Source organism: Flavobacterium sp. LAR06, from assembly GCF_041946075.1.
Classification (GTDB): Bacteria; Bacteroidota; Bacteroidia; order Flavobacteriales; family Flavobacteriaceae; genus Flavobacterium.
Genome location: NZ_JAUTYT010000019.1, coordinates 68,806 through 80,128, shown reverse-complemented (window position 1 = coordinate 80,128; position 11,323 = coordinate 68,806). Strand labels below are relative to the sequence as shown.

The 11,323-nt window shown below is 33.6% G+C and carries 10 protein-coding genes and 1 tRNA gene; 2 read left to right on the top strand and 9 right to left on the bottom strand.

Annotated features, from left to right (window positions below; translation table 11 throughout):
• Positions 1 to 80: 80 nt before the first annotated feature.
• The 5 genes from Q7C23_RS21435 to Q7C23_RS21415 form a co-directional block, all read right to left on the bottom strand.
• Positions 81 to 329, bottom strand: coding sequence for a hypothetical protein (locus Q7C23_RS21435; protein WP_375034419.1), 249 nt, complete (start codon positions 327 to 329; stop codon positions 81 to 83).
• 184 nt (positions 330 to 513) lie between these two features.
• Positions 514 to 587: transfer RNA gene (locus Q7C23_RS21430), tRNA-Ile, on the bottom strand.
• Positions 588 to 734: 147 nt separating this feature from the next.
• Positions 735 to 1,139, bottom strand: coding sequence for a methylmalonyl-CoA epimerase (mce, locus tag Q7C23_RS21425; protein WP_375034418.1), 405 nt, complete (start codon positions 1,137 to 1,139; stop codon positions 735 to 737).
• 38 nt (positions 1,140 to 1,177) lie between these two features.
• Positions 1,178 to 3,532, bottom strand: coding sequence for a hypothetical protein (locus Q7C23_RS21420; protein ID WP_375034417.1), 2,355 nt, complete (start codon positions 3,530 to 3,532; stop codon positions 1,178 to 1,180).
• Positions 3,492 to 4,496, bottom strand: a complete 1,005-nt coding sequence (locus Q7C23_RS21415) for a hypothetical protein (protein WP_375034416.1) — start codon at positions 4,494 to 4,496, stop codon at positions 3,492 to 3,494. Before Q7C23_RS21415 ends, Q7C23_RS21420 begins: the two co-directional genes overlap by 41 nt.
• Before the next feature lie 174 nt (positions 4,497 to 4,670).
• On the opposite strand from Q7C23_RS21415, the gene Q7C23_RS21410 reads away from it, so the two are divergent.
• Positions 4,671 to 6,359: an Ig-like domain-containing protein gene (locus Q7C23_RS21410; protein ID WP_375034415.1), complete on the top strand. Its 1,689-nt coding sequence runs from the start codon at positions 4,671 to 4,673 to the stop codon at positions 6,357 to 6,359.
• 24 nt (positions 6,360 to 6,383) lie between these two features.
• A complete protein-coding gene (locus Q7C23_RS21405) occupies positions 6,384 to 6,821 on the top strand; it encodes a cytochrome c oxidase assembly factor Coa1 family protein (protein WP_375034414.1) in 438 nt (145 codons plus the stop codon).
• On the opposite strand, the gene Q7C23_RS21400 is transcribed toward Q7C23_RS21405, so the two are convergent.
• From Q7C23_RS21400 to Q7C23_RS21385, 4 genes are all read right to left on the bottom strand, one after another.
• On the bottom strand, positions 6,818 to 7,585 hold the full coding sequence (locus Q7C23_RS21400) for a nitrilase family protein (protein WP_375034413.1): 768 nt from the start codon (positions 7,583 to 7,585) through the stop codon (positions 6,818 to 6,820). The genes Q7C23_RS21405 and Q7C23_RS21400 overlap by 4 nt on opposite strands.
• A gap of 21 nt (positions 7,586 to 7,606) precedes the next feature.
• Positions 7,607 to 8,380, bottom strand: coding sequence for a DeoR/GlpR family DNA-binding transcription regulator (locus tag Q7C23_RS21395; protein ID WP_375034412.1), 774 nt, complete (start codon positions 8,378 to 8,380; stop codon positions 7,607 to 7,609).
• Between the two features lie 137 nt (positions 8,381 to 8,517).
• A complete protein-coding gene (locus Q7C23_RS21390; protein WP_375034411.1) occupies positions 8,518 to 9,264 on the bottom strand; it encodes a succinate dehydrogenase/fumarate reductase iron-sulfur subunit in 747 nt (248 codons plus the stop codon).
• A gap of 48 nt (positions 9,265 to 9,312) precedes the next feature.
• Entirely contained in the window at positions 9,313 to 11,313 is a 2,001-nt protein-coding gene (locus Q7C23_RS21385; protein ID WP_375034410.1) for a fumarate reductase/succinate dehydrogenase flavoprotein subunit, read from the bottom strand.
• Positions 11,314 to 11,323 lie beyond the last annotated feature (10 nt).

Below are 11,323 nucleotides of genomic sequence, written 5' to 3'. Positions count from 1 at the left end.
TTTAAATCCTGTTATAAGCGTTTTTTTTGTCTAAAAAATAAACCTGATCAAAATAAGGGATGTTTTTCAGTGCCCTCGTTTTATACTGAAGCTTTTTTTATTTTATCTTTATAAATCATCACAACCCCTAAAGCAAGCCCTGCCACTACAAGATAAACAAGATCCTGATTGATTGGCATACCTGGAAGAGGCTCTGCTCTGTTAGTTGCACCACCACTCTTCTTAGACGCTTGTTGCGGCGGTGGAAGTGGATTATCTTCAGCAAAAACAGCTGAGATATTTATCACAACTAAAAAAAATGCAAAAAAAATAGTTTTATTGATTTTCATAAGTTTAACATGCTAATAATTAGCACCGTGTTTATAATTAGACTTGGGGTCATTTATAGAAATTTCTCACAAAAAACAAGTTTTTTGCTATAATTCTGAAGCAAATGTATAAGTTTTTCTTAAAATTACAACTTTAATCATAAAAAAAAGCCTCATAAAAATTTTATGAGGCTTTTTTACTACGTGGTCCCACCTGGGCTCGAACCAGGGACCACCTGATTATGAGTCAGGTGCTCTAACCAGCTGAGCTATAGGACCGGTTTGAGGATGCAATATTACTACTATTTTTTATTCACTGCAAATATTTTAAGATATGATTTCTATTTAATTTCAAATCTCAACCTCACTATTTCTAAACCCAATTGATTTTCAATGCATTATTTCCTAATAAGTAAATAAGATTTTTTACTTTATTTCCTGACAAAGTTCTACCAAAACGCCATTTGTGTTTTTTGGATGTAAAAAAACCACCAATTTATTATCAGCACCCTTCTTCGGAACTTCATTTATCAACACAAAGCCTTCATTTTTTAAACGGTCTATTTCGGAGTAGATATCTTCCACATCAAAAGCGATATGATGAATCCCTTCTCCTTTTTTTTCTAAAAACTTTGCAATTGGACTTTCCGGATTAGTTGCCATTAAAAGCTCAATTTTATTTGTGCCCGTTTGAAAAAAAGAAGTCAAAACACCTTCACTTTCTACTTCTTCTTCTTTATAAGACGAAACTCCCAATAATTTTTCGAATAATACATTGGCATCATTCATATTTTTAACTGCAATTCCTATATGTTCAATTTTATTTACCATCTCCTTTAATTATTACAATACAAAGATACAATTACAACTTATTGGTTAATGTACGTTTTAAAATAACCACACTCAGCAATAACATCCTGATAATATTTAGTATCAGAATAATCCTTTTTTAAAGCTTTGAATCCAGTCCAGGCGATAAAATTAATTTTATCATCTTCGACACTCCACCAATTGGTCACATTATTATACTTTTTATTATAGTAATCATTGCGCTCGCATTTTGCCAATAAATATATACATTTTGCCTTTTGCTCTTTTGTAGTTGCCGCTTCAAATGCTTTTTGATAGTACATCTTAGACAGGTCACAATTGGTAATCATCTTTTTCATTGAATCCCTAAATGAATACGGGCTTGAACCGTAACCTACTATACTAATCTCATAAAAAGTTCTTCCGTTTCCAAAATGAGTGATATTATAAAACGCATTTCCAAGTAACAAACTATTCGTATAAACATCCTCTTTTTGAGCTAGTTTATCCTGCATTGCCTTTATTGTATTTAAAAATTCAATTTGAGAATATTTCTTCTTTTGATACGCCGCATGTTCACAATCATGGCAATCTTTAACATTTCCATTAAACGGATTTCCTAAGAAATTATAATATTGAACAGAATCTGTTTCTTTAATAAAAGCAATTGCTTCGGGAATTTTATTTTTGAAAGTCGCCTGAACTGCCTGAAAATTATTAATATCTTTTAATTTCAAACTATAAATTCCAGCTCCAATTTTTTCTATTTCCGTTTTATCCGTCTTCGCTAAGAAGGCTTTCATCGCTAAAAGATTCTTTTCATTGTCATAAAAAGCATTTCCGTCATTCCAATAACTGTAACGAGATTCTCCAAATATCTCAGTCATCACCGGATTCTCCGATGCTTTATATAGTGTCGCTAAATAACTTCTACTCCATGAGGAAGCGTTCTGATAACGAAACTCCTGTCCTTTATATGTTTTAGGGAGCTCTTGATACAACCAATTCAGATCCGCCAAAATTGCTTTCTCATTAGCATTGGTTAGCTTATCAAGTTTACTCATGTTATTTACAAAACGAAGCAGTCTCAACTGATATTTCGCCAGTTCTGTTTTTGGCATTATTTTCTCTGTCTTGTCAAAATTACTATCAGCATTTGCGTACTCTCCTTTTAGTGTCTGCAAATATCCTAAAGCAATATTCCACAAATAAGGCTTTTCAGTGTTTGATGCAATGGTAATTTTCGAAACTAAATCAAAAGCCTTTTTATCAATCTTACTTTTGTTTAATTCTTTGGTTTCAGCAACAGTAAGCCTTTTTGCCGATACATTTTCCTTCGCACTTTCTTCAAAAGAATTATTGATATCTTGCTCTTGTTTATTCACCAATCGGGTAAGTAAATAATTCAGATGCTCACTTTTAGTGTCTAATTCATAGATCTTTTCAATAGCTTGTGTTTCATCTTTGTAATAACCATGAATCGCCCAAAGTGCAGCTTTCTCTTTATTATCTTTTGCCATCGCTAACGACTTATTCCAGTCCGTTTCATTTTGCGGATGAAAACTATAAGCCGTCACAACTCTCATTTCAGGACATTTATCAAAAACCTGCGCATATAAATAATTGGATTCTGAATATTTTTTCTGCTGATATTTTATTCCCGCCACATAAGAAAGCGCTCGATAATACAATATGTTTTTTGCAACTGATTTTTCAGTTTTGTTAAAAAATTCAACTGTTTTTGGTTTATTGCTACTATAAAAATAAGCTTTGACCGTTAGAAACCAATATCTGTTTTTCAAGAAAGCATCTGATGTCGTGTTATAAACATTCTCAATTGACTGAATCATTTTTAAATCATTGAAAGTCTTCGCTACCACAGGATCATAACTCCAATAATCTTCCCCGATAGAAACCGTTTCAATTTTTTGTGCCAAGTACAAAAATTCGATAAAACTCTTAATTTTATCGTCTTTTAAATTTAATTTCTTTCCCCATTTTAGAGAAGCTGCATTTGCTTTTTTAGTCTTAAAAAATACATGAAGATCAGTTATTTCAGCTTTATTTTTCGCAGCTTTAGCTTCATCAGAATATCTTGGTACAAGATCTCCGATTAAAAAATAACTTACGGTTGCTGTATCTACTTTTGCTTTCAAATAAGTATTCCAGTCTGATTTTAAATCTTCATTGAATCTTGAATTGTGTTGTGTATCAAATCCAATTCCGTAAAAAACATCTCCTGACAAAAAAAGTGGAGAATACGATTTATCTGTAAAAGTTTCCGGAGTAAAATTTGAATTATAACCGAAGAAATCCCAGTCGTCTCCGCCACCACAAGCATAAATTATTCCGTAAACAGCAAATAAGGCTACACTAGAAACAAGAAACAACTTGTTCAAAAATATTCTTTTCATAATTTTTTAAATTGAATTCATCTAAATCGTAAAATATAATTTCTTTCGGAGTATTTGCTGCATTTTCATTCAACTCCTCTCCCATTGTTTTTAAATCTTCAGCAGAAATTGCTTCAATCTTCAGGACATCGCCTTCTTCATAAAAAAATCCATTTTTGTAATTTGATTTTTTTACTTTAAAAAACATAGTCCTAAGCTGTACAAAATTTCCATCTTTTTTAAGCTCAGCCACATCCAGCTTAGAACGCAGACCAATTACTTTTTGGTTTCTGATATGAATTGCCCAGGAATAAATGGGTAACGCAATATCAAGATGCAATGGATATTTTTTCAAGCTTTTGAGGTATCTTTCTGCAATTTCGTGATCATAAATAGAATTTACAGCATCCGGAGCAATTGTCCCCATATTATAATACATCAAAACGCCGGAATCAACATTTGGAATTTTAGTCTTTTTAAAATACTTAACCTGATGTAATCGAATTGTCGCCGAGAGTTTTTTCTGCGAAAGTTTCTTAAATCGTTCTATAAACTTTAAATAATTCTCTTTGCTTCCAAGTGTCCAATCACAATCAATTTGAATTTCACTGCAATTTATTTTATTTTTGATATTAATTTGATCTACTAAATGAAGTATTTTCTCCACCAGATCATCAATATCAATATTTGATTTTAAAAGGACTTTATTTTGAATAAAAACCACTGGAACAATATCAAATTTATTGATGTTTTCCTGAAAATGTATTGGACTAACAGGAATTGGTTCCGTTGTTTTCGGATGTAAACCAACATCAAAATACCGAATATAAAGTTTCTCAACCTTATTATCTTTCAAAACCTCTCTTTCTGTTTCTGATAATCTGAAAACTGTTTTCCAATAATAAAAAGCAATAATTGGCTTATCACTTTTACTACAGGCGGTTACTAAAAAAACGAAGAAAATCAGAAAAGACTTTTTAATCAAAACGAAGAGAAATTATATTTTGGAACTCAAAAGTAAGAAATTATATCAAATTAGCCTTTCTGAATTCAGGAAATACGAAAAAACTTAAATACCCTAAATCCTAATAAATAGATAAAAAATTTCGCTTAAAGCAAATATAATCGTTATTTTGTGCAATCAAATTCAAAAACTGTTATGTTGAAAAACAACTTTAAATATATTCCATTTTTACTGGTATTTTTAATGATGAGCTGTGCCAAAAGAGGAAGCATCACCGGAGGGCTGAAAGATACTTTGGCTCCTGTTTTAAAATACAGTAGCCCAAAAAATTTCAGTACCGATTTTAAGGCAAATGAAATTATTTTGACATTTGATGAATATGTAAAACTTAAAAACACCAATAAGCAGTTGATTATTTCGCCGCCCATGAAGCACGAACCAATCATTTTACCAACCACTGCCAGTAAAGAAATCACCATAAAAATTTTAGATACTTTACAGCCCAACACTACCTACAGCATGAATTTTGGGCAAAGTATTGCCGATAATAATGAAGGAAATGCACTGAACCAATTTAAATATGTTTTCTCTACAGGATCTTATATCGATTCACTCTCTATTGGCGGAATTGTAAAAGATGCTTATGAGAAAAATGTAGATAATTTTGTTTCGGTGATGCTTTATGAGGTTAACGACAGATTCAAAGATTCTGTTGTTTATAAGGAGTTTCCACGCTACATTACAAACACTTTAGACAGTTTACGAACTTTTAAATTAGAAAATTTAAAAGCTGGAAAATATCTTTTAGTCGCTTTAAAAGACAAAGGAAGCAACAATAAATTTAATCCGAAGGATGATAAAATAGGTTTTATTAAACATTATATCACCGTACCAAATGATACTCTTTTTGAATTGGAACTTTTTAAGGAATCACAAGCTTTAAAAGCATTAAAGCCAATACAGGCTTCCGGAAACCGATTATTCCTTCCGTATGACAGCAAACAGGATTTTACCAATTCTAAACCTAAAGTAGTTCTTAAAAACAATGGTGAAATTTTAGAATCTATTGTAACAAGATTCCCTAAAAAAGATTCTTTGCAGGTTTGGTATAAGCCCATAAAAGTCGATTCTTTATCGATGGAAATCAGCAATGAGAATTACAATAAAAAATTCACATTTAAAATTAAAGACCAGAAAAAAGACACACTGAACATTACAGCTAAGCAAAGTGGAGTTCTTAATTTTAGAGAGCGTTTCACATTGGAAACAGAGACTCCTTTGGTAAAATTCGACAAATCAAAAATACAATTAACCAATAAAGATTCTGTTGCCGTTGATTTTACTACTGAATATGATGAATTCGACCAAAAACTCTATGTTGATTTCAAGAAAGAACCTTTACAAAAATACAAGTTCACCTTTTTGCCAGGGGCTTTAACGGATTTTTTCGAGAAGACAAACGACACTTTATCATACAAATTAACCACTAAAGAGTATGCTGATTATGGTAATCTAATTTTGAACTTAAAGAATGTAAAACGTTTCCCAATTATTGTGGAACTGACCAATAAAAAAGGAGATGCCGTTCTTGCGAGTCAGTATTCTGAAGGAGAAACCAAACTCACATTTGATTTACTTGAACCCAGCTCATTTACACTTCGAATAACGTACGATGATAACAAAAATAAAGTTTACGATTCGGGTAATTTCTTAAAGAAAACCTATGCCGAAGAAGTATTTTATTATCAAAAAGAAATTGATGTCCGAACGAATTGGGATGTTGATGAAACGGTTGATATGAGTATTCCTTATAACCCGGAACTGGAGAAAAAAGAAGACGCCAAAAAGAAAAAAGAACAAGTAAAAAAGAGTAAGGCCTTTTAGATTTTAACTTGAGACCAATAACAAATGGATAACGAATTAGTTGAAAAGGAAATCTGGCTTAAACGAAATTGGAAATGGTCAGTTCCTGCGACAATTCTGTTTGTTTTTATTTTTGGTCTGTTTCTGACTTCAAATTCCCCGGAGGGCATTACTGATATTATTCATGCATATAATGACAATTCCCTTTATGAAAAGGCAATTGAAAAGGCCAATTCAGACAAACGAATAATACAAAAGATCGGAATTATTCAACCGATAGATAAATTAGCCATTGTAGAAGGAAATGCGGTTTACTCAAATGACAACAATTCAGTTTCATTATCTGTAAGAATTAAAGGCAGTAAAGGAAATGGGAAACTAGATATTTCAGCTGATAAAATTGGGACAACATGGAAGTACAAAAAAATAATTGTACGAAACAAAAACACCAAAGAAAAGATTGTAGTTGTAAATGAGTTTTAAATCTTGATTTCAAAAAAGTCTTTATCACTCAGGAAGTCAAGTTTTTTTCTGGTTTCTAACATAGCATTTTTATCTATTTCAAGTGTAAAAATACCTTCAATTTCTTGTGGCTCGAGGATATAATTCCCTAAATAATCAATCGCTTGCGAATGTCCGATATGTTCATAATTATGAGCATCCAAACCAATCCTGTTAACACCAACTACATAACTCAGGTTTTCAACAGCTCGCGCTTTCAATAAAATATCCCACGCATTTGTACGCACTTTAGGCCAATTTGCAACATACAAAATGAGGTCGTAATTTTCGATATTTCGGACAAAAACCGGAAATCTCAAATCGTAACAAACCTGAAGACAAATTTTCCATCCTAAATATTCAACGATAACTTTTTCTTTTCCACTTGTGTACGTTCGATCTTCGCCTGCAAGAGAAAACAGATGGCGTTTGTCATAATGTTGTATTTCTCCTGATGGAAAAACAAACAGCATTCGATTATAGAACTGGTTATTTTCAGCAATAATCAAACTGCCTGTAAGAGCGCACTTTCTTTGCTTAGCAACACGCTGCATCCACAGAACGGTTTCGCCTTGCATAGTTTCGGCAACTTCAGAAGCATTCATCGTAAATCCTGTCGAAAACATTTCTGGTAAAACAATAAGATTTACCTCTGAATCGATTTCATTTATTTTCGATTCAAAATTTTTTCTGTTTTCAGAAGGAGATTCCCAATAAAGATCAGATTGAATTAGTGCGATTTTCATAGTATACTTTTTAGCCTGAAATCAAATTAGAACTAAGTTTGGGAAAGCTTTATTATAAGCTTGTAATTTTTTATTTTTCGGATCAACTTCAGTAACTATATAATCAACTTCAGATAAGCTGGCAATCTTCATTTTTAAAACAGTATTAAGCTTTTCTGTAATAGTAATGATTGCTGTTTTTTTAGAAGCCTGAATCATTGCTTTTTTAACCTGTACTGTTTCCCAATCCGAATCGGAATAACCACCTTCAACATCTAAAGCATTGGTTCCTAAAATCAATAAATCTGCTTTAATATTAGCCAATTGATGATACACCTCACCACTTACACACATTTGACTGTAAGAAGATATACTTCCTCCAATCATGATGACTTTAATATTTGGCTTATCCAAAAGCTGAACAGCCGTAACAACGGTAATAGTAAAAATGGTAAGATTTAAGTCATTTGGAATCAATCGGATAAACTCTCTAATGGTAGTTCCGCCGTCAAGTAGTAACACCATACCATCGTGCAGCAAACTAACTGCCTTCTCAGCAATTATTTGTTTCGATTCAATTTCATAAGTTTGATTAGAAGACGAATAATGGTATCCTTTTGTCATGGCACCACCTTTCACTTTAATCAACAAAGATTCTGCCTCTAATTCATTAATATCGCGTCTCACAGTATCTTCAGAAACACCAAGCTTAGCAGACAAAGTTTCAAAACTTACCCGCGTGTGCAGATTAATCTCCTTTATAATGTGATTTTTTCGCTCTTCCTTGGTATAATTTACTAATTCATTATCATTCATCAGAATTCATTTTACTTAAACAAATTTAAGAATTTAAAGCCATATTAATAGCATCTATCATTACAGGGCACACAAGCAAAAAAAAACGCATTCAACTTAATGAATGCGTTCTTTATATTTAAAACTATTTTTTAAAATTAACCTTTTAAGCTTGCAGATAAATACTCACGGTTCATACGTGCAATATTTTCAAGAGAAATTCCTTTTGGACATTCTACTTCGCAAGCTCCCGTGTTGGTACAGTTACCAAAACCTTCTAAATCCATTTGGTGAACCATGTTTAATACACGATCAGTAGCCTCAACTTTACCTTGTGGCAACAAAGCAAACTGAGAAACTTTTGCTCCAACGAATAACATTGCTGATGAGTTTTTACAAGTTGCAACACAAGCTCCACAACCAATACAAGCAGCAGCATCAAATGATTTATCCGCATCGTCTTTGTTGATTGGAATTGTATTTGCATCAATTGTATTTCCAGAAGTATTTACCGAGATAAATCCTCCAGCATGTTGAATTCTGTCAAAAGAACTTCTGTCAACAACTAAATCTTTAATTACCGGGAAAGCTTTTGCTCTAAATGGCTCGATAAAAATCGTATCACCATCTTTAAACATACGCATGTGCAGCTGACAAGTTGTTACTCCTCTGTCTGGTCCGTGCGCTTCTCCATTGATGAATAATGAACACATTCCGCAGATTCCTTCACGACAATCGTGGTCAAATGCTACTGGCTCTTCTCCTTTGTTGATTAATTGCTCGTTAAGAACATCAAGCATTTCAAGGAAAGACATGTCTGGTTCGATTCCGTCAATTGGGTAATCAACAATTCCCCCTTTATCTTGGGCGTTTTTCTGACGCCATATTTTTAATGTAAGTTTCATTTTGTATAAGTTTTAAGCATTAAGTAAGTATCTTGACTTTCTTAAATACTATTTATAGCTTCGTTGAACTAATTTAATGTTTTCGTAAACTAGAGGCTCTTTGTGTAATACGGCATCACTTGGTTTTCCTTTGTATTCCCAAGCTGCAACATATGCAAAGTTTTCGTCATCACGAAGTGCTTCTCCTTCTTCAGTTTGGTATTCTTCACGGAAGTGACCTCCACAAGATTCATTACGGTGCAATGCATCTTTTGCGAACAATTCTCCTAACTCTAAGAAATCGGCAACACGAGTTGCTTTCTCTAATTCCTGATTAAATTCGTTAGCGCTTCCAGGAACTTTTACATCTCTATAAAACTCTTCACGTAGAGCGGCAATTTCTTCAATAGCTTCAGTTAAACCTTTAGCATTACGAGCCATACCTACTTTATCCCACATGATTTTTCCTAATTTCTTGTGGAAATAATCTACAGAATGAGTTCCTTTATTATTGATAAATCTGTCGATTTGATCTTTTACAGCTTTCTCTGCTTCTACGAATTCTGGTAAATCTGTAGAAATCTCTCCCATTTTAATATCCGGAGCTAAATAATCTCCAATAGTATAAGGAAGTACAAAATATCCATCAGCTAAACCTTGCATCAAAGCAGAAGCCCCAAGTCTGTTTGCTCCGTGATCAGAGAAGTTTGATTCTCCAATTGAGAAACATCCCGGGATTGTAGTCATTAAGTTATAATCAACCCAGGTTCCACCCATTGTGTAGTGAACCGCTGGGTAAATCATCATTGGTGTTGTATAAGGATCTTCGTCAACGATTTTGTAATACATCTGGAATAAGTTCCCGTATTTACTTTTCACGATTGCAGCTCCTAGTTTAGTTACCAAAGCAACATCCTTATCATCTAAACCTTTTACATAAGCATCTTCAGTTCCGTAACGTTTGATCGCTGCAGCAAAATCCAAATAAACCGCTTCACCTGTTTTGTTAACTCCAAAACCAGCATCACATCTTTCTTTAGCCGCACGAGACGCAACGTCACGAGGTACTAAGTTACCAAAAGCCGGATATCTTCTTTCTAAGAAATAATCTCTTTCCGCTTCAGATAAATCAGTTGCTTTTTTCTTTCCTTCACGAATTGCCTGAGCATCTTCTAATTTTGCAGGAACCCAAATACGACCGTCATTACGTAACGATTCAGACATCAAAGTCAATTTTGACTGGTGATCTCCAGAAACCGGAATACATGTTGGGTGAATTTGTGTGTAACAAGGATTTGCGAAAAACGCTCCTTTTTTATGAATTTTCCAAGCTGCTGTTGCGTTACTTCCCATAGCATTTGTTGAAAGAAAAAATACGTTTCCGTATCCTCCAGAACCAACTACTACCGCGTGAGCAGAATGTCTTTCTATTTCTCCTGTAACTAAGTTACGAGCGATAATACCTCTTGCTTTTCCGTTTACGATTACGATGTCCAACATCTCGTGACGGTTGTACATTTTTACTTTTCCACGACCAATCTGACGGTTCATTGCAGAATAAGCTCCTAACAATAACTGTTGTCCGGTTTGTCCTTGTGCGTAAAAAGTACGAGAAACCAAAGTTCCTCCAAAAGAACGGTTATCTAAAAGTCCACCATATTCACGAGCCAATGGCACCCCTTGAGCAACACACTGGTCAATAATATTTGCCGAAACTTCAGCCAAACGGTGAACATTTGCCTCACGTGCACGGTAGTCACCCCCTTTTACAGTATCATAAAACAATCTGTAAACTGAGTCACCGTCACCTTTATAATTTTTTGCTGCATTGATTCCCCCTTGTGCTGCAATAGAGTGCGCACGTCTTGGTGAATCCTGAAAGCAAAATGCTTTTACGTTATATCCTAACTCAGCCAAAGTAGCTGCTGCAGAACCTCCAGCTAAACCTGTACCAACAATGATAATATCTAAATTACGTTTGTTAGCAGGGTTTACTAAATTAATATGATCTTTATAATTTGTCCATTTGTCCGAAATAGGACCATTTGGAATTTTTGAATCTAATGCCATTATAATTGAT

Coding starts and splice junctions, on each gene's coding strand:
- Q7C23_RS21435 (WP_375034419.1), bottom strand. CDS start 329: ATGAAAATCAATAAAACTATTTTTTTTGCATTTTTTTTAGTTGTGATA.
- mce (WP_375034418.1), bottom strand. CDS start 1,139: ATGGTAAATAAAATTGAACATATAGGAATTGCAGTTAAAAATATGAAT.
- Q7C23_RS21420 (WP_375034417.1), bottom strand. CDS start 3,532: ATGAAAAGAATATTTTTGAACAAGTTGTTTCTTGTTTCTAGTGTAGCC.
- Q7C23_RS21410 (WP_375034415.1), top strand. CDS start 4,671: ATGTTGAAAAACAACTTTAAATATATTCCATTTTTACTGGTATTTTTA.
- Q7C23_RS21405 (WP_375034414.1), top strand. CDS start 6,384: ATGGATAACGAATTAGTTGAAAAGGAAATCTGGCTTAAACGAAATTGG.
- Q7C23_RS21400 (WP_375034413.1), bottom strand. CDS start 7,585: ATGAAAATCGCACTAATTCAATCTGATCTTTATTGGGAATCTCCTTCT.
- Q7C23_RS21395 (WP_375034412.1), bottom strand. CDS start 8,380: ATGAATGATAATGAATTAGTAAATTATACCAAGGAAGAGCGAAAAAAT.
- Q7C23_RS21390 (WP_375034411.1), bottom strand. CDS start 9,264: ATGAAACTTACATTAAAAATATGGCGTCAGAAAAACGCCCAAGATAAA.
- Q7C23_RS21385 (WP_375034410.1), bottom strand. CDS start 11,313: ATGGCATTAGATTCAAAAATTCCAAATGGTCCTATTTCGGACAAATGG.